This window comes from Ningiella algicola (genome assembly GCF_028401415.2).
Lineage (GTDB): Bacteria > Pseudomonadota > Gammaproteobacteria > Enterobacterales > Alteromonadaceae > Glaciecola.
The window spans coordinates 108,441-130,601 of record NZ_CP171821.2; the positions used below are offsets into that span (position 1 = coordinate 108,441).

The following is a 22,161-nucleotide window of genomic DNA, read 5'->3' on the forward strand; positions in this document are numbered from 1 at the left end:
GAATATTGTTAAAACTAATAGCGATATCAAGCATCGCAGCCATATTCTTTGCTAGCCCAGCGCTCGCAGATGACACAAATCAACATTTTGTCCCAATTGATTCACCCGACTTGACCGCAGCCATATGTAATGCTCAAGCGCACAATAAAAAGCTTGCACCATTGGTAGCAAAGGAATCACACACGGTAGAGGACCTGTTAGAAATACACGAGATTACATATACGCTTGAAAATGCGCTTATGCGAATAGAGAAAGACCTGGAAAAAATGAAAAACGATTTGGAAGAGATTCACCTTGGCTCAGAAAGCATGAAAGCCGATAGGATTTCAAAGTTTGGGGCTGAGTATTTATCAGCAGTTAATTTACTGCTGAATGGCGTGGAATGTTCCAAGAAATGAATAGTATTTCAGTTAATACGAAACTGCATCAACGTTACCGAATGTCCGCGACTTGCTTTTTTCTTACCTTGCCTATTCCATTTTCTCTTTAAACTCGCACAAATCCTCAATAATGCAAGAGCCACATCTGGGTTTGCGAGCGACACAGGTATAGCGTCCGTGCAGAATAAGCCAATGGTGCACATCCACTTTAAACTCTTTAGGCACCACCTTGAGAAGCTTCTCTTCGACTTTTTCAACGGTTTTGCCCATCGCTAATTTTGTACGATTGCTGACACGGTAAATATGTGTATCTACCGCAATAGTTGGCCAGCCAAAAGCAGTATTTAACACCACATTAGCCGTCTTGCGACCCACACCGGGTAGGGCTTCGAGGGCTTCTCGGTTTTCTGGCACCTCGCTATTGTGCTTTTCAATGAGGATTCGGCAGGTTTCTAGTACGTTTTTGGCTTTTGAGTTAAACAAACCAATGGTTTTGATATAGCTTTTGAGACCATCCAGCCCGAGTGCATAGATAGCTTCTGGTGTATTGGCAACGGGGAAGAGTATATCGGTAGCTTTGTTTACGCCAACGTCAGTCGCTTGAGCTGATAATATAACCGCGATAAGCAGTTCAAATGCATTGCTGTAGTTAAGCTCTGTCGTTGGGTTTGGGTTGTTCTCTCTTAGGCGCGAGAGTATTTCATAACGTTTTTGTTTGTTCACAAATCGGTCCCTGTTACGCGTGCGCGTTGCACCACTTTTTCACCCGTTTTCAACTGTGCTGCGCGTTTTTCAAGCACATTATCTATTAAGTTTTTAGCCGCAATTAGCAAGCCCATCCCTAGAAATGCGCCGGGCGGTAAAATGGCAAGTAAGAAGTTTGCATCCGTGCTGTATATTTGAATTTCTAATGCGCTTGCCCAGTCACCCAAAAGTAAGTCTGCACCGGCGAATAAGGTGCCAAAGCCTAACACTTCACGCATGGCACCGAGCACGACCAGAATAAAGGTAAAACCCAAGCCCATAGCGAGTCCGTCAAATGCGGCAAATTGAACTGGATTTTTGGATGCGTAGGCTTCAGCGCGGCCAATAATGGCACAGTTGGTAACAATCAGTGGGATGAAGATGCCGAGCGCTTGATAAAGCTCAAAAGTGTAGGCGTGCATTACCAGCTCAACCATTGTTACAAAGGCGGCGATGACCATTACGAAAATGGGAATGCGAATTTCATTTGGGACAAAGTTGCGCACCAAAGATACGGTGACGTTGGAGCCGAGCAAGACTAATGTGGTCGCAAGACCTAAGCCTAAGCCATTAATTACCGTGCCTGTGACAGCAAGCAGGGGGCATAGTCCAAGCAATTGGACAATGGCAGGATTGTTTTTCCATAAGCCCTGTATGCTGAGGGCTTTGTATTCGTCTAGCTTATTCATGAGCCCACGTCGCTACTTGTAACGGTGTTATTAACCCCTAAGTTCTTACTCGCATCCGCACTGCAATTTGACGGCGTTTCAAAAATAGTTTGTTGATGTTTAGATACGTAAATCACCGTATTTTTCACCGCGTCTACTACTGCTCTTGGGGTTATTGTTGCGCCTGTAAACTGGTCAAACTGCCCGCCATCTTTTTTCACCTGCCAGCGCTGCTCGCTTCGCTCGGAGTAGCTTACCCCTGAAAAAGACAATATCCAGTCACTTACTCTCAAATCTATCTTATCTCCTAAACCTGGCGTTTCTTTATGCTCAACCACGCGTGCGCCAAGGGAGGTATTCTCGGCGTCTACTGCGACCACCAGATCAATGTCGCCGCTGTAGCCATTCGGTGCGGTAGTCTCAACAATTGCCGCCACAGGCTGCTGGTTCATTCTAGCGCGAAATATTCGTTGCGTCTCGCCAGTATCCGTGCCCAACAGCTCATCTCCTGTAACAATAATGCAATCTAGATGAAGCTCGTTATCGTGCGCATCTTCAGGCACAAGTTCGTTGAGTACACTTAAGAGCTGCTTCTCTTTCTCGGCCTCAATTTTGTCTCTAGTGGCGCCAAAAGTGAGGGCAATTAATGCGGTTGTTACCAGAGCAAAAGCGGCCAAAATGACGCCGTTTTTACCAATGGCAGAGGCTAAATAAGCTTTGATTGATTTGTCTTTTGAGCCGGGCATGTTAACGCTCTTCCTTCTGAGGTTTTGACTCAGATATCGTTGGCGTTTTTAATTTGTGCCCATAGGTTCTTGGGCGAGTGTAGTAGTCGATTAACGGCACTGCCATGTTCATCAAAATTACGGCAAATGCGACTGCATCCGGATAACTCCCCCAAGTGCGTATAATGATAATCCACACACCGATAGACGCACCAAATATTAAGCGTCCGCGATTGGTAGTAGCCGCTGAAACCGGGTCGGTTGCGATAAAAAACGCACCAATAATGAGTGAGCCATTGAGTAAATGAAATAGGGGGGATGCATGTTGCGACGTATCGGCTAAATGCAGCACAAGCGCAGTTAACATAGCTCCTGCAATCATGCTGCCGGGAATGTGCCAGTTGATGATTTTAAGTTTTAACAGGGCGAGTCCACCTGCTAGATAAGCTAATGCGACAGGCGCCCAGCCGACTCCCCACCACTGTGACATGATTGACGAGGCATAAGCTTCCCCAACGGTATAACCCTCGGTTAAACTGGTTTTTACATGGTCGAGCGGGGTGGCCATACTGAGGCCATCGTAACCAATTTTTAGCTGTTCAATACTGTATCCGTCCACGGTAAAACCGGTAAAAACGGTGAGAAGCGCATCAATAAATCCAAAACTCTGTTCCGCTAGGCTTGTTGGTGGAAGCCAAGCGGTCATTTGCACGGGAAAAGAAATGAGCAGCATGACGTAACCTGCCATAGCAGGATTGAACATATTGAAGCCAAGCCCGCCATAGGCTTGTTTCACAATCGCAATGGTAAAGAAGCTACCGATTACAATAACCCACCAAGGTGCAAGCGATGGAACGCTGATCCCCAAAAGTAGGCCTGCTAGCGCCGCCGAGGAGTCTTTTACGACTCTCTCAGTGTCTTTTTTACGCACTTCGACAATAATTGCTTCGGTTATTACTGCAGTCACAATGCCCAAGCTCACTTGAATGAGGGTACCAAACCCGAAATACCAAGTTTGCATCAATATGCCGGGTATACAGGCATACATTACCCAGCGCATGACTTGGCCGGTATCACGTTGGTTGTGATGATGCGGCGAGCTACCTACCGTTAATTTTGTCATCTGGCTTTAGTCATCCTGACGCTTCTCATTGTTTTTGATGTCTGCAGCTGCTGCGGCTTTTTTCGCTTTTGCGCGCGCAATGGCAGCGGCAACTTTGTCGTTAGCCGTCGATTTAGAGCTGTTCCCCTCTTTATTCATCGCTTTTTTACGCGCCTCAGCAGCTAAGCGATGCTTTTCTTCGCGCGCTTCTTTCTCGCGCTGAAGTCGCGCTTTTCTTGCCTCAAATCGAACCCGCGCCTTTTCTGCTTTTTCTTTTTCACTTTGCTGAGCGCGTATGTCAGCTTTTGCTTTTCGATAATAGTGTACTAGTGGAATTTCGCTTGGGCATACGTAGGCGCAGGCTCCGCATTCAATGCAGTCAAACAAGTTGTACTCCTGTGCTTTATCATACTCTTTTGCTTTGCTATGCCAGAACATTTGCTGCGGTAAGAGTGAGGCAGGGCAGGCGTCAGCGCAAGCTGAGCAGCGAATGCAAGCGCGCTCATCTTCCACTATGGGTAGTTCGCCGCTGGCGGGTACAAGTATACAGTTGGTGATCTTAACCACAGGAACTTGCACGGAGCTCAAGGTAAATCCCATCATGGGACCACCCATAATGACTCTTGGATACGGCTGAAACTCAGGCTCATACCGGGCGTAATGCAGCAAATGTTTAATCGGCGTGCCAATTTTGGCCCATACGTTTTGTGGTTTCTGAGCAGCTTTACCAGTTATGGTAACAACTCGCTCAATTAGAGGCTTTCCTTCCATTATGGCGTCTGCTATCGCGTAGCATGTGCCAACGTTATACATCAAACACCCTACGTCTATAGGCAAGCCATCTGCGGGGACTTCTCTTGAGGTCAATACCTGAATGAGCTGCTTTTCGCCGCCAGCAGGGTATTTGGTCGGCACACTAATAACTTGATAGTTCTCTTGCTGCTGACAGGCAATCGACATCGTCGATAAAGCTTCCGGCTTATTGTCCTCAACTGCTACGATGACTTGTTGTGCTTGCAAAAGATGCATCAGAATATCGATGCCTTGCCTAATTTGCCAAGCGTGCTCGCGCATTAACCTATCGTCAGAGGTAATATAGGGTTCACACTCGATGCCATTGATGATTAAAAACTCAATGGGTTTAACGTTGGTTGATTTTAGATGGGTTGGGAAGCCAGCGCCGCCCATTCCACTGATACCTGCTTTGCAAATGGCTTCAATAATCTCGGCTTTGGAGTGCTGCTTATAATCCGAAAGTGGTTTTGGTTCACACTCTAAGTCTTTACCGTCCGCTTCAATGGTAATGGTGGGCTCTTTTAAGCCTGAAGGATGCGCTGCAACATGTTCACCAATGGAGATAACTTTGCCAGAAGTTGAAGTGTGTATGGGAACGGAAAAGGCATTATCACTCGCGGTTAAGGCTTGGCCTTTTAATACGGTATCGCCTTCTTTTACGATAAGCTCGCCTTTAACACCTATGTGCTGTTTGAGCGGAATATAAACGCGCTCAGGAAGGCTCATTGTTGCGATGTCGCTTTGATTCGAGAGCTCTTTGTATTGTTGTGGCTCGACACCCCCCGGAAAATCCCACAGGTTTTGTTGCGCGAGTCGCTCCATAATTAAGTCGTAGTCTGCAAACATCGCTTTTATGACACCTGCTTTATTGGAATGTCGCCCGTTGGCACGCGATCAAAATTCCACTGCCAACTTTCGCTACTGTCGTTAAGTGGCACCATGTCTATGCAATCTACAGGACAGGGGTCCACGCACAAATCACATCCGGTGCATTCATCAATAATGACAGTATGCATTTGCTTTGCTGCACCAAGAATGGCATCTACTGGGCAGGCTTGAATACACTTTGTACAGCCTATGCATTCGTCTTCTCGAATAAAGGCGACTTTTTTAATATCTTCAACGCCGTGGGCGGCATCCAGGGGTTTCGCTTCTACGCCCATTAAGTCGGAAAGCTCTTTAATAGTTGCCTCACCGCCAGGTGGACATTTATTGATTTCGTCGCCATTTGCGATAGCTTCTGCATAGGGTCTGCAACCAGGGTAGCCGCATTGTCCACATTGCGTTTGGGGTAGTATTTGATCAATTTGTTCAACCAGCGGATCGCTTTCAACTTTAAATCGAACAGAAGCAAAACCGAGGATAGCGCCAAACACTAGCGCTAATCCACCAATGATTAAAATAGCGATAATGGCTATACTCATTTAATCAGCCCAGTAAAACCCATAAACGCCAGTGACATCAACCCAGCCGTAATCATGGCAATTGACGCGCCTTTAAACGGAGTGGGTACATCGGCAGCTGCCAAACGCTCGCGCATGGCAGAAAATAGAATAAGAACAAACGAAAAACCCACAGCAGCGCCAAATCCATAGACTATAGACTCCACAAAATTGTGCTGTTTAGTTGTGTTTAATAAAGCAACGCCTAACACGGCGCAGTTAGTCGTGATCAGCGGTAAAAATATCCCTAATAGGCGATACAAACTAGGGCTAGTTTTCCGCACGACCATTTCCGTAAATTGCACCACAACAGCTATCACCAAAATAAAGCTCAACGTACGCAAATACTCAATACCTAAAGGACTGAGAATATAAGTCTCTACCAAATAACTGCTCATCGAAGCAAGTGTCAGCACAAAAGTAGTCGCCATGGACATGCCCATAGCGGTCTCTAATTTGCCGGATACACCCATGAATGGGCACAGCCCTAGAAACTGAACCAAAACAAAATTGTTCACCAAGACCGTGCCCAGCAGTAATAGTAATAATTCAGTCATCAATAGTCGGTTTAAAATTTGTTTGTGTAAAAACTGTGCAAAAGAGCGGAAGCTCAAATCCAAGTCTATGAAGCCTAATCATAAGTCACGCGTTCAACGCATGAGCGCGACAACGCAAAACCAGCGAATTATCGCTTGTTCAGGGTGATTTAACAATACGAAATCAGATTAAAATAGACGCTTGGAATTTAAGATGTACGACAAATGATACAAGGCATCGTCCGAAGACTGAGAAAAGTGGCTCCCCCTCCCCGACTCGAACGGGGGACCTGCGGATTAACAGTCCGTCGCTCTAACCAACTGAGCTAAGGGGGAATTTTGTGTGCGTTTTCGTTGAAAAGATGGCTCCCCCTCCCCGACTCGAACGGGGGACCTGCGGATTAACAGTCCGTCGCTCTAACCAACTGAGCTAAGGGGGACCGGTCTTTCAACGGATGCGCATATTAATGAGCATCCACATTGCTGTCAATAAACAATTGAGGTTTTTTCATCTATCGCGATATTTTTCTCAAGGTCTTTACGCAAGTTTTTAAGATAATGCTAAGCTTGAGTCGAAGAAATATTTCACGTTTTTTCGTATTTTTAAATAGCAAATGTCAATCGCATATAGTAGCGGTGTATTACAAATAAGAGACGCATTAACTGGCTAGCGTTGTTTTTATTACTTATAACCAAAATAATATAATAAGCTAGATGTAATCGTTTTTTCGTATTAAAAAAGTCTTGATCACTGTGTGTATTTACAGCACTTCATAAATCTGTAATATAGCGATGGCAGTCGAATGGTTAGTAACGACTTACATAAGGTTTTGTCTATTTGCACCAATCAACCGTCATTCTTAAGGCGCAGCCACTTATCCACTTTTTCTGTGGATAAGTCTGTGTATTAAAATGCGGACATGACGGAAAAAGTTTTACGTGCTATGTCAATAAAAAAAATCGCTTTTTTATGAAAAAATTACTTTTCTTATTGAAATCAGCTACTTAAAATTTTTTATACATTTTAAAATAAAGTTGTGGACAAAACACGTTCTAACACGTAACACCCTGTGTGTTATTTTTAAGATGAAAAACTAAAATCTTGATTTGTCAATGCTTTGACTGAGACTTATGTCATTTTTATGACAGTTAATATTTATAAGCATAATGTAAATTATTGATTGTAAGAGAAGTTTTTCGAACAACTAAATCGATTTTTCTGGACGTTTTATTTATTCCAGCAAAACCAACATGAGATTTGAATATAAGTGATAACTTTGTGAGTCGAAGGCCCAGAGATCTGACGAGCGGTGACATCGCAAGCACCCTAAAAAGCATGACGCTCCCGATGATCATCGGCATGATCATGTTGATGACATTTTCGCTGGTTGATACTTACTTCGTAAGCCTTTTGGGAACCGAGCAATTAGCCGCTATCAGTTTTACTTTCCCCGTCACTTTTACGGTTATTAGTCTAAACATTGGGCTAGGCATTGGCGCGTCAGCGGTTATTGGTAAGTTCTTAGGAAGCGGTGAAAGTGAGCATGCAAAGGCCATTGCTAGCGGCTCGCTTATGCTCTCTGTCATTTTGGTCAGTGGTTTGTGTTTTATTGGCTATTTGCTCATTGAACCGATTTTCTATGCAATGGGTGCCACCGATAATCTTATGCCTTACATTCGCGACTATATGTCGGTCTGGTATTTATCAGGCGTGTTACTTGCCATTCCTATGGTGGGTAATAGCGTGCTTCGGGCGGCGGGCGATACAAAAACTCCCAGTATTATAATGGCAGCGGGAGGCGGCATAAACGCCTTGCTCGATCCCATATTAATCTTTGGTTTCGGACCGATTCCAGCGTTTGGCATTATGGGCGCCGCTATTGCAACCTGTATTGCTTGGGCCGTTTGTGTGGTTTGGATACTTTACTTGTTGGCGTACCAACGAAAGCTAATAGAACCTCGTTTACTCAACTACACTGATTTCAAACATGCAGCGAGAGGGGTACTGAGCATTGGCATCCCGGCAGCGGGTGCGAATATGCTGACGCCAATTGCAGGCGGTGTATTAACCGCGGTAGTTGCAACATATGGCGCAGAAGCTGTCGCTGCATGGGGGGTAGGGAATCGGCTCGAGTCAATGGCAAGTATATTAGTGCTCGCTTTGTCAATGTCGCTTCCCCCGTTCATAAGCCAGAATTTTGGTGCAAATCAATTTGACCGCATAAAAACGGCCTATCGAATCAGTTTACAATTTGTAATGGTGTTTCAACTTGCCATGTTTGCCGTATTGGCACTTAGCGCACCGTTTATTGCTGAGGCATTCGCAAAAGAAGAAGTGGTAAGTGATTATATTCAACTCTTTTTATTAATTGTGCCTATTGGCTATGGACTGCAAGGCATCATTATTCTTACCAATTCCTCTTTTAATGCACTTCATAGGCCTATGTCCGCGCTCATTTTAAGCGTGGTGCGACTTTTTGTATGCTATGTGCCGATTGCGTACCTAGGCAGCATGCTTTTTGGCCTCCATGGCTTATTTTGGGGGTGTGTGGTAGCAAATTTTGTGACCGCCGTGCTCTCATATTATTGGTTTACGAAAGAATTAAGTGAGCAGCAGCATCGATTTGAAGCAAGCGTTCTTGCAAAGAACGTGACTTAAATTAAATGACAATGTGAAATTAGGAAATGAATGAGTAAAGGTTTTGATTTAGTCTCAAAGTATTCTCCAGCAGGTGATCAACCACAAGCGATTGATGCTCTGGTCGATGGACTCGACAGCGGCCTTGCTCGCCAAACACTTTTAGGTGTAACCGGATCCGGTAAGACCTTCTCAATGGCGAATATTATATCTCAAGTGCAGCGTCCAACGCTTATACTTGCTCACAACAAAACGCTTGCGGCGCAGTTATACGGGGAAATGAAAGACTTTTTTCCAAATAACGCAGTTGAATACTTCGTGTCTTACTATGACTATTATCAGCCTGAAGCCTATGTGCCAAGCACTGATACCTTTATTGAAAAAGACGCCTCTATTAATGATCACATTGAGCAAATGCGTTTGTCGGCAACAAAGGCGCTGATGGAGCGCAGGGACGTGGTGATTGTCGCTTCGGTGTCGGCGATTTATGGTTTGGGCGATCCACAAAGCTATATGAAAATGCTCCTGCATTTGCGAAAAGGCGATTTGATGGACCAAAGAGATATATTACGTCGCTTGGCCGAATTACAGTATAAACGCAATGACATTGCTTTTGAGCGCGGAACCTTTCGCGTGCGTGGTGATGTAATCGATATTTTTCCTGCTGATTCTGAAAAACAGGCGGTTCGCGTACAGCTATTTGATGAAGAAATTGAAAAAATATCTTTGTTTGACCCGCTAACAGGAGCCGTCGACAAAGACGTTATTCGCACTACCGTATTCCCGAAAACGCATTATGTGACGCCGCGTGAGAAGATAATTGATGCGATTGAGCATATTAAAAATGAACTAGGTGATCGCCAAAAACAGTTAAAAGAAAATCACAAGCTCTTAGAGGAACAAAGAATATCTCAACGTACACAGTTTGATATTGAGATGATGTTAGAGCTGGGTTATTGCTCTGGTATTGAAAACTACTCTCGCTATTTGTCAGGCAGAGCGCCCGGTGAGCCCCCCCCAACATTGCTCGATTATTTCCCAGCGGACGGATTGTTGTTTATTGATGAGAGTCATGTAACCGTGTCGCAAATAGGTGCAATGTATAAGGGCGATCGCTCGCGCAAAGAAACGCTGGTGGAGTACGGTTTTCGTTTGCCCTCTGCGCTCGATAATCGTCCGCTCAAGTTTGAAGAATTTGAACATATCTCTCCGCAAACTATCTACGTGTCGGCAACGCCGGGCAATTACGAGCTGGAAAAATCAGATGGAGACGTAGTTGAACAAGTGGTGCGGCCCACTGGCTTGCTCGACCCCGAAATTGAAGTGCGTCCGGTCGCAACGCAAGTAGATGATGTGCTGTCTGAAATTCATAAGCGTGTTGAGCTAAATGAACGTGTATTGATTACGACCTTAACCAAACGAATGTCGGAAGATTTGACCGAGTATCTGGCTGAGCATGGTGTTCGAGTAAGGTATTTACATTCAGACATTGACACCGTTGAGCGTATCGAAATTATTCGCGATTTGCGCATAGGTAAATTTGATGTGTTGGTGGGTATAAACCTATTACGAGAGGGCTTGGATATGCCTGAAGTATCATTGGTTGCCATTTTAGATGCAGATAAAGAAGGCTTCTTGCGTGCAGAAAAGTCTTTAATTCAAACCATAGGTCGCGCCGCACGTCACCTTAATGGCCGCGCTATTTTATACGCCGATAGAGTCACCGGCTCAATGCGCAAAGCCATTGATGAAACTGATCGCCGACGTGAAAAACAAAAAGCTCACAACCTTGAGAACGGTATAGAGCCTCAACAGTTAAATAAGCCCATCACTGATATCATGGATGTAGGGGACAGCTCTGCGCACCCAGCATCAAGTAAGGTAAAACTGAAGAAGGTTGCAGACAAGCAAAAAGCGAAGAAGGCCTCATCGGTTACCGAAATGATGTCGCAAATTGCTGATTTGGAAAAACGTATGTTTGAATATGCCAGAGATTTAGAATTTGAAAAAGCGGCATCGTTGCGAGACGAAGTCGAAACCTTGCGCGCAGAGGTAGTTAAGCTCTCCTAGTTTCTTTGCACTTGGATGTATTCGTTTGTAGCAGCGAAAATAAGCTGCTATTCACAAAAAGAGTAAAGTTTAAGTTATATAAAACGATAACTAACTTAAGATTATTAAAAATTGCTTCTGTTTGGCACGCATTGTGAAAGTCGCAATACATATTCAAAGCAAACGCGTTTCACTAGCGTCATACTTTTTTTGAGGATAGATCATGTTAAATCGACTGCAGGAATCTGATATAAAACTTCTGCGTGTTTTTTATGCGGTTGCATCTTGCAATGGCTTTACTGCCGCAGAGCCGGTGCTTCGCATGCAGCGCCCCAATATTAGCGCGGCAATAAAAAAGCTTGAAGAACGCCTTGATTTGGTTTTATGTCATCGTGGCCGCGGTGGTTTTCAGATGACGAAAGAGGGTGAGGTGGTTTTTTTGGAAACCAAGCGCATCTTCAATGCTTTTGACAATTTCGTGTTTAACCTGAAAAGCCTTCACGACGATTATTCGGGGCATATCACTATTGTGTTAATGTCTGGTTTGGCAACGTCGATGCAGCTTGCCGTCGCAAAAGCGGTTAAAAGCACGATGAAGAAGTTCGATGATATTCATGTGAACATTCAAACACGATTGTATAACGAAGTTGAGCATGTTGCGCTTTCGGGCGAGTGTCATTTAGTGTTGTCTACTTATGATATGGTTAAGCCAGAGTCGGTGATGTTTCATCCAGTGGGTATCGCAACAGAGGGGCGTTTGTATTGTTCTCCAACGCACCCTCTAGCACGCTATAGAGAGGCGGATGCCTTGCCAGATAATGTCAATATAGAAGACTATCCTGCAATTGGCATCTCGGGTTTGTCATCATCTAATTATATACATAATGACAAAAGGCTAAGTATTCAAACTTTTTCAGATTCGTTTGACGTGTGTATGGCAGCAATCATGACTGGCGAATATGTGGGCTTATTGCCTGATTACATGGCGAAAGAGCAGGGCGCCGCAACAGGGCTTGTCCCGATTGCTAAGGGTTCCTTATTCCCCTTCGCTCACGACTTATTTGTGATGAATGGCAAAAACACGCGTCTTAACCCAGTATTGCGTCACTGCATTAAAGAAATAGAATATTTCGTCTCTGAAAGTCAGAAGTAGCCATAATTGCTGAACAAAGAAAAAACGCTTTAGAAATACGCTATCGGATCGATAGCGTTATTTTTTTCAAACGCTTCTAAGCGCTCCTGACAAGAACCACATTTACCACAGGCTTTTTCTAAGCCCTTATAGCAAGTCCACGTTTCACTGTAGTCTAATCCAAGCTCAAGTCCAGTGCGTAAAATGTCGATTTTGTCACTTTGAAGAAATGGTGCACGAATCTCCACTGGCGAATAATTGGCAATTTGGCAAACAGCGTTCATAGCCTCTACAAACTCGGTTCGACAGTCTGGATATATGGCATGGTCTCCTGAATGAGCACCAAAATAGACCGCTTCAGCGTCTATGGAGACCGCATAGCCTACAGCCATGGAAAGCATGATCATATTTCTGTTGGGCACGACGGTCTGTTGCATAGAGGCTTCTTCATAGTGCCCTTCAGGTACGTCGATATCGTCGGTCAGTGCAGAGCCTTTAATTAGAGGATTAATATTCGAAACATCAACAAGTTGGAAGGCATATTGGTATTTTTCACATACCGCTTTGGCGACATCTAGTTCTTTGCTGTGGCGTTGACCGTAGTTGAAGGCGAGTGCGTGTACTTCATATCCAGCCATATCTGCTTGCCTTAAAACGGTGTATGAGTCCATTCCGCCTGAATAAATGACCACTACTTTTTTGTTTTGCGCTGCGTGTTGCTGCATCAACCGTATCCACCTAGATGTGCTTTATGTGTATACTTAGCATTTTAAGGTATTGGCGCACCAAATCCTATTGCTAATCGCACGCGCAAGCATAAAGGTAGAAGATGACAAACCTGCTGGTTAATGAAGTATTTGAATCTATTCAAGGCGAAGGCTCTTACACGGGAGTTCCGTCTATTTTTGTGCGTTTGCAAGGTTGTCCCGTAGGCTGTCCGTGGTGTGATACGCAGCATACTTGGAAAACAAAACCCGATAAGCTGCGCGACCAAAACATCATCATGCGACAATCTGGCGATACTGATGAATATTTTTCTGCTAGTCCTGATGATTTGTTTGCTCTATTTAAGCGTGAGAATTACCGCGCAAAACACATTGTGGTCACTGGTGGTGAGCCGTGCATGTTTGATTTACGAGCCTTAACTGCTGAAGCAAAGCGTCGCGGTTTCAGCACCCAAATTGAGACAAGCGGCACCTTTGAAGTGTTGTGCATCGACGATACATGGGTCACATTGTCGCCTAAAATCAATATGAAGGGCGGGTATGAGTTGCGCGATGATGCACTTTTGCGTGCAAACGAAATTAAACATCCTGTTGCCATGAAAAAGCATATTCATGAATTAGATGAAGTGCTTGATACCTTAGGTAACTTGCGCCAACAAGCTGACATTATCGCTTCATACCCGCAGGTATATTTGCAACCTATTAGTATGCAGGCACGTGCCACTGAACTTGCGGTGTCTACTTGTATCGAACGCAACTGGCGTTTGTCTTTGCAAACTCATAAATTTATTGGAGTTGAGTAAATGCGCACTGTTGCCATATTGCTATGCTTGTTTCCGATTTCGGTAAATGCAGCTGTGTGGGTGATTACCTACCCACAGTCGAGGGTTCAAAACGATTTACGATACGAATATCCCCTTGCGATGCTCGAGCTTGCACTTGAAAAGACGGGAGTACGCTATGAGCTTAAGCCGTCATCCACGCCAATGCGCCAAGGTCGTTCAGTAAAACGGCTTGAAGAAAATCTAGAAATAAATGTTATGTGGTCGATGACGGACGATGATCGTGAGGAAAGCCTGCTTCCCATTCGTATTCCCATTGCCAAAGGCTTAATTGGCTGGCGGTTTTTCCTAGCGCCGCGCGGCTCTGCGTTTTTGAAGGCCAAAATTAACGAAATCGATGGCTTGTTAGAGTATGAGCCCGTGCAGGGAATTGCATGGCCAGATACAAAAGTACTGCAGGCGAATGGTTTCAATGTGGTAACGGCGAGAGACTACTTAGAAGCAAAAATGATGGTTAGCAATAGGCTTGCAGATTTCTTCCCTAGATCGATTATAGAGGTGCTTAGGGAGTTGGAAAGTGACCCAGACGGGAAACTTGCTTTGCGCCCCGATTTGGCCTTGCAGTATTCCACAGCGATGTATTTTTTTGTGAACAAACGTAACGTGACGCTTGCTAAACTGATTGAAACCGGGCTTCAACGAGCCTTAGACGATGGTAGTTTTGATGCCCTTTTTTATAAGCATTTTGGCGATACGATTAAGCAACTTAAGCTTGATGAGATTAGGTATTTTGAGTTAGCAAATCCGCTGCTTCCAAGTTTAACGCCTATACACGACGAGTCGCTTTGGTATAAGCCGCAGAATTAATAAGGAAATAGTCAGCTAGACATGGGTAGAATAAAAAAAATATCGCTTTTGTGCGCTCTCAGTTTATCCATTGGTGCTTGCACACAATTAGGATCTAACCAGGTTGAAACCCAGCGCAATTCCTATACAGACGTTATTGCCCTCTCTGATAAACAAGAGCTTCTATCAAATATCGTGCGAGCAAAGTATAACGACCCGCCGGTGTTTTTGCAGATTAAAACCATTACCGTTGCGCCCTCTATTCGCTTTGCAAGCAATGCTAATCTCTCATACGATACACGGGAGTCAGGCCTTGGAACGTCTATAGGTCCCTCTATTGAGTACAAAGATGAGCCTCGCATTATTTTGTCACCACTGGAAGGTGCCGAGTTTGCCAACGAATTGCTACTTCCCACCGGTTTAATGCCGGTGTATTTAATGCTAATAAATGGTTTTAGCTTCGACAAAATAGCAGATCTCATGCTGATATCCGTCAATGACATTTCCAATCGGCGAAGTGCCAGTTTAGAAGAGCGTAAAAAATTTAGACAAACGGTACAGCTCATCCAGTCTCTTATTGATCAGGGCGTCCTGTATGTGACGGTGTCTGCACAAAGCGTTAAAGATGGCATTAGCAATCTGAATGTAAAGGTTAAGAACGATCAAGGCCTGCATCCTGAACTTCTCGTGCTTATGCAGCTTTTGGATATCAAGATTGAAAATGGCGATATTCCAATCAGCATTGGTCAAGAAGCCGGCGTTAATAAAATCAATGTTCACACGCGTTCACTGCTGTCGGTGATTAACTATCTTTCTAACTATGTTGATGTGCCTGAAATGGACAAAAGCAAGGTGTGGCCGGTTGATTTTTCCAATGAAACACAACGACCAATTCACGTTCGTACTTCCGACGGCGAGCCGACTAACGCAGATGTTGCCATTAACCATCGCGGGCAATGGTTTTATATTGATGAGACCGACATTGACTCGCAAAATGCGCTTTATTTACTTCGTGTGATGTTTGATTTGCAAGCAGAGAGAAATGAGAACAGCAGCAATTTGTTGCTGACGCTGCCTGTTCAGTAAACGCCTAATTCATAGCGTTCTAATATGTCATCAAACGCATTGTTTTGTAGGAGCTGATGAAAGGCGCTATTAAAGTCTCGTTCAAAAGTTTTTAATTTAGGGTTTGCTTCTAAATACTTTTCAGAAAAAGCGATATGTATCGACGTTTGTCCAATCACTGAGCTTTGAAATAATTTGGGCTTTGACGGTAATTCGTCTCGTTCAATCAACTTAGCGAGTTTGTAGGCATAAGTGGCTCGCTCAAAAATTCCGCAATCGACTGTCCCTAAATGAATCCCTCTTAATAAAAAATCGGGTGATGGAAATTCTAATACATTCATGGTTCCGAGGTTTCTCGCCTTTGCACCGAAGGTTAACCAATCAGAATAATCTCGCACCGTACCGAGTTTTGTTCCCTCATGTTCGTCTGGCCAATCTTTACCTGCACTTTTTTCAGAGTTACATATTAATAAGTGTTGTTCATAAAATAAGGGATACGAGTAGGGATAAACATCCTCCCATCTATTAATGCTGTAATATGCTCCTAAGTATCCAGCTGCATTACCATCGATAATATGCTGTGAAATTTTATTAAACGGCATACTCGTAATTTGCATATCGTAGTTCGGCAAATTTGGTGCGACTCGTTCAATAAACTCAAGTAGCGCACCTTTTTGCTGACCATTTTCCAAGTAGGCAAAAGGAGGGTAAAAGCTCGTAGTCACAAGAGGGACCACCGTTTTTGCATACGTGCTTGTGACGCTCATTATGGCGGCAACAATAGTCAGCCCTTTGAACATCAAACTGCGCAAACTTGAGCTTCTCATCTTATTCGGTTGCCCTTATATTAATCGCTTTTAAACTCACCTGAATGCACAGATGTCATGGAGCGCCCAGAGGGATCAGCCATTTCTTTAAATGAGGCATCCCACTCTAGAGCTTCAACCGTGCTGCATGCTATGGATTTCCCACCGGGTACACACTTTGCTGCTGTTTCTTGCGGGAAAAAGTCTTCAAAGACCGTGCGGTAAAAATACCCTTCTTTTGTATCGGGTGTGTTGATTGGAAAGCGATATTCAGCGGTTGCCAGTTGCTGGTCGCTAACTTGCGTGTCTACAAAATCTCGTATGGAATCTATCCAAGAGTAACCAACACCATCGCCAAACTGCTCTTTTTGTCGCCAAAGAACTTCCGCAGGTAAGTAAGACTCATCGTCAAACGCTTTGCGCAGAATCCATTTTTCCATACGTCCATCAATGCACATTTTGTCTTGAGGGTTAAGTCGCATGGCAACATCAATAAAGTTTTTATCTAAGAAAGGTACGCGTGCTTCTACCCCCCAGGCAGAGGTGGCTTTGTTTGCGCGTGCACAGTCAAACATATGTAGACGGTCGAGTTTACGCACGGTTTCTTCGTGCAACTCTTTCGCATTTGGTGCTTTGTGGAAATACAAATATCCACCGAAGATTTCGTCAGAACCTTCACCCGACAATACCATTTTTATGCCCATCGCTTTTATTTTTCGAGTCATCAGGTACATGGGAGTGGCTGCTCGGATAGTGGTCGTATCAAAGGTTTCTAAGTGATAGATAACGTCTTTGATCGCATCTAAACCCTCTTGAATTGTAAAATGAATCTCGTGGTGCACAGTGCCAATCATATCGGCTACTTTACGCGCGGCAATTAAATCAGGCGCGCCCTCAAGACCAACAGCAAAGCTATGCAATCGAGGCCACCACGCGTCACTCTGATCTTCATCTTCTACCCGTTTTGCGACATAGCGAGCTGCAACGGCTGATACTAAAGAGGAATCTAAACCACCCGATAGCAAAACCGCATAGGGAACGTCAGACATCAAGTGAGACTTAACGGCTTTTTCAAAGGCTTCTTTTAAATCTGCTAAATTAGTTTGCTTGTCTTTCACGTTGTCGTACTGCATCCAGTCGCGCTGGTAGTACTTTTGTAATTTACCGTTAAGCATGTAGTGCCCTGGGGGAAACTCTTGTACGGTTTTACAAATTGGTACAAGGGCTTTCATTTCAGACGCTACGTAAAAATTACCGAATTCATCAAACCCTGTATAAAGCGGAATAATACCGATATGGTCGCGCGCAACTAAATAATCACCGCTTTCTTTATCGTAAAGAATGAATGCGAACATGCCTTGAAGCTTGTCGATAAAATCTGCACCGTACTTTTTATACAAAGGCAAAATGACTTCACAATCAGAGCGTGTTGCAAAATTGTAATCCTCGCAATGTGCCTCTGCGAGTTCTTTGTGATTATAGATTTCACCGTTCACAGCCAGTATCTGATTTGAGTCTTCACTCACTAACGGTTGCGCACCTGTATCTACGTCAACAATTGCTAAACGTTCATGACACAAGATGGCGCGTTCATCGTGCCATATACCTGACCAGTCTGGCCCTCTATGGCGTAATAATTTGGAAAGTTCCAGCGCTTTGCTGCGCAAGTCTGCTACGTCAGATTTGATATCAAGGATACCGAAAATACCACACATATATGGGTCTGCCTTGGTCTTAGTTGGTCAGCGAGAAGTATTGCTGAGGGTCATATTACTGTTGTCGCCATGAATGTGCCATGATGACTAATAAATGCAAGTATTTATTGCGTCAAAGTGTGAAATTTCTTTTAAAAGCGGATGTGTATTGCGGTACTGGTGTCAGACGTCTTTGCTAGAGGGGGAAGCTTGGCCATAAAAAACCGCTGTGAACCCATCCATGGGCGCTCGGCGAAATCATCCCTGATTTCGACGTTTTTTATGGCCAAGCTTCCCCCTCTAGCAAAGACGTCTGACACCTTCGTTAATTACCGTTGAAACTCGCTAGTCGCATTCCATTGAGGCCAATCGCTAGTATTTGCCAAGTCATAGCCTACTTCAAATAGCAGCTGTGTATCTTCCGTTATGCCCTCAAAATTCCATGTTTCACGGAACTGATCACACACCTGATGGTAACAACCGGTCACAATTACATTCATGCGTTTACGATATTGTGCTATTTCGTCATTAATTGGCTGACTACCGCCTTTCGCATAAAGCGCTGGCACACCTAGTTTTGCAAAACTAAAGTGATCAGAGCGATAGTAATATCCCGCTTCAGGACGGTCTTCTTGGGTTAGCACTCTGCCTTGATTGGTCGCTGCTTTTTCTAAATAGCTTTCTAGCTCAGACTTGCCCATGCCAACAACCGACACGTCTTTTGTTGGGCCTAAAATATTCATTGCGTCCATATTGATATTGGCAACCGTCTTGTCCAACGGAATGATAGGGTTTTCTGCATAGTATTTGGAGCCAAGTAAGCCTTGTTCTTCAGCGGTGACCACTAACATGCTAATGGTGCGCTTGGGCGCAACTTCAAGGCTAGCGAAGGCTCGCGCCATTTCTATAATTGCCGCTGTGCCGGTGGCATTGTCGTGAGCCCCGTTGTAAATTTGATCGCCGTCTTTGGTTTCATCTTTACCAAGATGATCCCAGTGAGCCGTATATATAATGTGCTCATCGGGAAGTTCGCTACCAGGTAAACTTGCAAATACGTTGTAGCTTTTCGACTTCTCAATGCTGTTATTAACGGTAACTGATGCACTTAAATCCAGCGCTTGAGAGTAGGGGCCTTGTAATGCCTTTTCTTTCTCTTGGTCAAAGTCCAAACCTGCATCAGCAAACACCTTTATCGCAGCATCACGCGAAAGCCATCCTTCAACCTTTACTCTACTTTGTCCTTGGTCAGGGCTTACAAGCCCATATTGAGGCCCGCTCCAGCTATTGGCAACTACCGACCAACCATAAGAAGCAGGCGCCGTTTCATGCACAATGAACACGGCGTCGGCGCCTTGTCGGCTTGCTTCTTCATATTTGTAGCTCCATCGACCGTAGTAGGTCATCGTAGAGCCTTGGAATTTGCCTGAATCAGCCGCGGCAAAGCCCGGATCGTTTACAAGCACAATAACCGTTTTTCCGCTCACATCGACCTGGTCATAATCGTTCCAGTCATATTCTGGAGCATTAACACCATAACCCAAAAAAACAATGGGAGATTCAGATAATTCGATACTCGGCACTTCTCGTTTTGAGCTAGCCACCATGTTCACTTTATACACGAATTCATTTTCACCGATGCGCAAAGTCATATCGGGGTCGGCTGTGATCTGCATCAAGTCAACCTGCTGAAAGAAACTATCGCCATTTCCTGGCTTAAAGCCCGCCTCAGTAAATCCAGCCGTTAGGAAGTCGAGGGTTTTTGTTTCCCCCTCCGTTGTTGGTAGGCGTCCTTCAAATTCATCAGACGAAAGCACACGAATATCGTTTTTTAATCGCTCAGTAGATATGCTGTTGTATGCGGCTTCGAAATCAGCCTTGGCTTGTTCGGGTGTTTGTGATGCTTGTTCGCTGCATGCTGATACACTCAATAGAAGCGCGCCCGATAAGGCGCATAACGTTAATTGTTTTAATCTGCCTTTGAGGGCTGGAAAAGAAGTGATTGCTTTTATATTCTTATTTTTGTGCATGGTTTCTCTCTTAAAACGCGCGAAACATCAAGTTAATAGACAACGGTAAAGACCAAAACAGAGTCCTACTCGAAAACGTGAGCAACAGTATAAGGAATTTACATATTCATACAAGATTACCCGGCTCTGCCAACTCAAAAGCTTTTGCGCAATTCTCAAAAATGCTGGGTTTAGATAACATGGCCTCCTGTAAAACAAGCGACGCTGCCAGCCACATAGATGCATCCTTGTTAAATGCATTGGCAGTACATAAGCGATGGGGCAAGCATACAGAATTTGCCTATGAGTTTTACGCTCAAGATCAGTTTCCAGATGAACGATATTATGAAGAGATTATTTTTCAAGACAGACGCATTCCAACCCGAACAAACAACTTGCACGATTTCTTCAATGGCCTCATATGGTTGCAATTCCCGCAAACCAAGGCGCTATTAAATGCCTTACATTGGGAGGATATGGTAAGTGTTGGCCGTAAAAAACGCACGCCAAAGCGAGATCGCATCACACACTTCGACGAGTGTGGCCTGATTATTTTAAGTGATTTACCCGAACTAGAGTCACGACTTAGAGCGCATGATTGGCAGTGGCTATTTATTGAAAATAGAGATGCATGGTTCACGCGCATCCTTCCAATTCACTTCGGCCATGCGAATCTGGAAATGCTGTGTGAGCCTTTTATAGGCTTGACTGGGAAGGCCTTGGTTTTGAGTCAAGAGGAGGCGGGCGTAAGTCATTCAAACTCTTATGAAAATAGGATAAACGAACTAGACAGTCGTTTGGTAGCGCACATTAAAGAGCAGGGCGTATTTGATCAAAAAGGTGCGCTGTGCCCCTTACCCATATTAGGTATTCCCGGCTGGCATAAAGGTCATCAAGATACTGGCTTTTACGCTAACCGAGAATACTTTATGCCACACCCATCAAATCGTAAACGCGATGGTTAGGCCCCAAAGCAGCAGGCTAGGGATGATGGCGATGATTAGTGCTTTCGATTGACTAAAGTTTGTCCATGAACGCAGGCAAACCATGCCTAAAAATATACCCCAAAAGCTATGGATTGCGATGCCGGTTAATAAGTTTATCCATTTGTCGCCAATTTCTGCGCCTATCACAAATGCAACCGAGAGCGGCGCCAAAACAGCTTGCGAGATTTGAGCGCCGGGGTCTTGCATCGCTAAAACGATGCAGGCTAACAAAGAGTTAATGACAGTAGGCATACTCATCCACCACATTGCACCATACCAATCGGTGTAGCCATGCACACTTTTTTCGTCATTGCGCGTACACAAGGTAAAGTAACCCGCCAATATTGCCATAATGATGGGAAAGCCAATGGCCACGCTTAGAGCGGTAATAATCTGAGTTGAGCCAAGCTCCATGTAATTAGCGAAGGCTTCGATTTCAGCGGGACTTCCTTCAGGATTTTGGGCGAGGGCTACTGCATTTTTATACCAATCAAAGTCGACAATGTTAAAATATAAATAGGCTGGAATGGCGGCCGTGATAACGACTAATAAGAACGGGATCCATGACCAGTTGTCTTTCACGGCAATGGCGTCAAATACGGCAGTGGGTTTGTAAAAAATTTCACTGGCTGCTTGGATAGGGTTAGTCACTTCAAGCTCAGGTGGTTTAGGTACTTGGCTTTGTGCTTCTTGCGATTCTTGCATGTCTACTTCTCCTTGTGTGTTAAATGAACATTCAATACTTCTTAGCTTATGCGTTTTAGAAGATTATTGCGCCTATCATCAGATTTCACAATCCCCGAAGTTGTTACAAAGCGTAATTCAGGACCGATGTACAGGCTGTTTCCCTCAACTGGGAAACATATGATCGAGAAAGGATCCTAATCAATCGTAATTAATGAAACACTTTGGAACAAATTTTATTGGCTTTATGCATAGATTGCCATAAGCTTTGCAGTCGCCGATTTTGGTAAGATTCGATGTAGGGCGTTAGACATGTTTATGTTTGAATTTGCTGTAGAACACAATAACGGCACGCT

General features: G+C 44.4%; 20 protein-coding genes and 2 tRNA genes. 8 read left to right on the plus strand and 14 right to left on the minus strand.

What is annotated here, in order from left to right:
• Positions 1–5 precede the first annotated feature (5 nt).
• On the plus strand, positions 6–398 hold the full coding sequence (locus tag PN836_RS00495; protein ID WP_395342300.1) for a DUF6746 family protein: 393 nt from the start codon (positions 6–8) through the stop codon (positions 396–398).
• Positions 399–470: 72 nt separating this feature from the next.
• On the opposite strand, the gene nth is transcribed toward PN836_RS00495, so the two are convergent.
• The 9 genes from nth to PN836_RS00540 all read right to left on the minus strand — a co-directional run bounded on the left by nth (position 471) and on the right by PN836_RS00540 (position 6,832).
• Positions 471–1,103: an endonuclease III gene (gene nth / locus PN836_RS00500; RefSeq protein WP_395342303.1), complete on the minus strand. Its 633-nt coding sequence runs from the start codon at positions 1,101–1,103 to the stop codon at positions 471–473.
• Positions 1,100–1,813 (minus strand): electron transport complex subunit E, encoded by a 714-nt coding sequence (locus PN836_RS00505; protein ID WP_395342305.1) that lies wholly within the window; start codon positions 1,811–1,813, stop codon positions 1,100–1,102. The genes nth and PN836_RS00505 overlap by 4 nt, the downstream gene beginning before the upstream one ends.
• Positions 1,810–2,538 carry an electron transport complex subunit RsxG gene (gene rsxG / locus PN836_RS00510; RefSeq protein ID WP_395342306.1) on the minus strand — a complete coding sequence of 243 codons (729 nt, stop codon included), beginning with the start codon at positions 2,536–2,538 and terminating at the stop codon, positions 1,810–1,812. The genes PN836_RS00505 and rsxG overlap by 4 nt, the downstream gene beginning before the upstream one ends.
• 1 nt (position 2,539) lies before the next feature.
• The gene (gene rsxD, locus PN836_RS00515) at positions 2,540–3,640 is read right to left on the minus strand and encodes an electron transport complex subunit RsxD (RefSeq protein ID WP_395342308.1); all 1,101 of its coding nucleotides are present in this window, start codon (positions 3,638–3,640) and stop codon (positions 2,540–2,542) included.
• Between the two features lie 6 nt (positions 3,641–3,646).
• Entirely contained in the window at positions 3,647–5,260 is a 1,614-nt protein-coding gene (gene rsxC, locus PN836_RS00520) for an electron transport complex subunit RsxC (protein ID WP_395342310.1), read from the minus strand.
• Between the two features lie 5 nt (positions 5,261–5,265).
• Positions 5,266–5,838 (minus strand): electron transport complex subunit RsxB, encoded by a 573-nt coding sequence (gene rsxB, locus PN836_RS00525; RefSeq protein WP_395342312.1) that lies wholly within the window; start codon positions 5,836–5,838, stop codon positions 5,266–5,268.
• A complete protein-coding gene (gene rsxA / locus PN836_RS00530) occupies positions 5,835–6,413 on the minus strand; it encodes an electron transport complex subunit RsxA (protein ID WP_395342314.1) in 579 nt (192 codons plus the stop codon). Before rsxA ends, rsxB begins: the two co-directional genes overlap by 4 nt.
• 238 nt (positions 6,414–6,651) lie before the next feature.
• Positions 6,652–6,728 (minus strand) — tRNA-Asn (locus PN836_RS00535).
• 27 nt (positions 6,729–6,755) lie between these two features.
• A tRNA-Asn gene (locus PN836_RS00540) sits at positions 6,756–6,832 on the minus strand.
• 824 nt (positions 6,833–7,656) lie between these two features.
• Here PN836_RS00540 and PN836_RS00545 point away from each other — a divergent pair.
• From PN836_RS00545 to PN836_RS00555, 3 genes are all read left to right on the plus strand, one after another.
• Complete coding sequence (locus tag PN836_RS00545; RefSeq protein WP_395345385.1) at positions 7,657–9,051, plus strand: MATE family efflux transporter; 1,395 nt, start codon at positions 7,657–7,659, stop codon at positions 9,049–9,051.
• Positions 9,052–9,081: 30 nt separating this feature from the next.
• A complete protein-coding gene (gene uvrB / locus PN836_RS00550; RefSeq protein WP_395342316.1) occupies positions 9,082–11,100 on the plus strand; it encodes an excinuclease ABC subunit UvrB in 2,019 nt (672 codons plus the stop codon).
• A gap of 202 nt (positions 11,101–11,302) precedes the next feature.
• A complete protein-coding gene (locus tag PN836_RS00555; protein WP_395342319.1) occupies positions 11,303–12,232 on the plus strand; it encodes a LysR family transcriptional regulator in 930 nt (309 codons plus the stop codon).
• A 29-nt stretch (positions 12,233–12,261) separates the two neighbouring features.
• Here the strand turns inward: PN836_RS00555 and queC are convergent, their stop codons facing one another.
• Positions 12,262–12,936, minus strand: coding sequence for a 7-cyano-7-deazaguanine synthase QueC (queC, locus tag PN836_RS00560; protein ID WP_395342321.1), 675 nt, complete (start codon positions 12,934–12,936; stop codon positions 12,262–12,264).
• A 104-nt stretch (positions 12,937–13,040) separates the two neighbouring features.
• Here queC and queE point away from each other — a divergent pair, with 104 nt between their 5' ends.
• Genes queE through PN836_RS00575 form a run of 3 tightly spaced genes read left to right on the plus strand, consistent with a single transcriptional unit; the run spans position 13,041 to position 15,650 of the window.
• On the plus strand, positions 13,041–13,739 hold the full coding sequence (queE, locus tag PN836_RS00565; protein ID WP_395342323.1) for a 7-carboxy-7-deazaguanine synthase QueE: 699 nt from the start codon (positions 13,041–13,043) through the stop codon (positions 13,737–13,739).
• On the plus strand, positions 13,740–14,585 hold the full coding sequence (locus PN836_RS00570; RefSeq protein ID WP_395342325.1) for an amino acid ABC transporter substrate-binding protein: 846 nt from the start codon (positions 13,740–13,742) through the stop codon (positions 14,583–14,585). It abuts the gene before it with no gap.
• A 21-nt stretch (positions 14,586–14,606) separates the two neighbouring features.
• Positions 14,607–15,650: a hypothetical protein gene (locus PN836_RS00575; RefSeq protein WP_395342327.1), complete on the plus strand. Its 1,044-nt coding sequence runs from the start codon at positions 14,607–14,609 to the stop codon at positions 15,648–15,650.
• Here PN836_RS00575 and PN836_RS00580 read toward each other — a convergent pair.
• From PN836_RS00580 to PN836_RS00590, 3 genes are all read right to left on the minus strand, one after another.
• Positions 15,644–16,456, minus strand: a complete 813-nt coding sequence (locus tag PN836_RS00580) for a hypothetical protein (RefSeq protein WP_395342330.1) — start codon at positions 16,454–16,456, stop codon at positions 15,644–15,646. The genes PN836_RS00575 and PN836_RS00580 overlap by 7 nt on opposite strands.
• Positions 16,457–16,476: 20 nt before the next feature.
• Positions 16,477–18,150: an asparagine synthase B gene (asnB, locus tag PN836_RS00585; protein WP_395342332.1), complete on the minus strand. Its 1,674-nt coding sequence runs from the start codon at positions 18,148–18,150 to the stop codon at positions 16,477–16,479.
• Between the two features lie 308 nt (positions 18,151–18,458).
• Positions 18,459–20,156, minus strand: a complete 1,698-nt coding sequence (locus PN836_RS00590; RefSeq protein ID WP_395342335.1) for a M28 family metallopeptidase — start codon at positions 20,154–20,156, stop codon at positions 18,459–18,461.
• A gap of 179 nt (positions 20,157–20,335) precedes the next feature.
• Between PN836_RS00590 and PN836_RS00595 the strand changes: the two genes are divergently transcribed.
• Positions 20,336–21,100 (plus strand): DUF3025 domain-containing protein, encoded by a 765-nt coding sequence (locus PN836_RS00595; protein WP_395342337.1) that lies wholly within the window; start codon positions 20,336–20,338, stop codon positions 21,098–21,100.
• On the opposite strand, the gene PN836_RS00600 is transcribed toward PN836_RS00595, so the two are convergent.
• A complete protein-coding gene (locus PN836_RS00600; RefSeq protein WP_395342339.1) occupies positions 21,077–21,826 on the minus strand; it encodes a YIP1 family protein in 750 nt (249 codons plus the stop codon). The genes PN836_RS00595 and PN836_RS00600 overlap by 24 nt on opposite strands.
• Positions 21,827–22,161 lie beyond the last annotated feature (335 nt).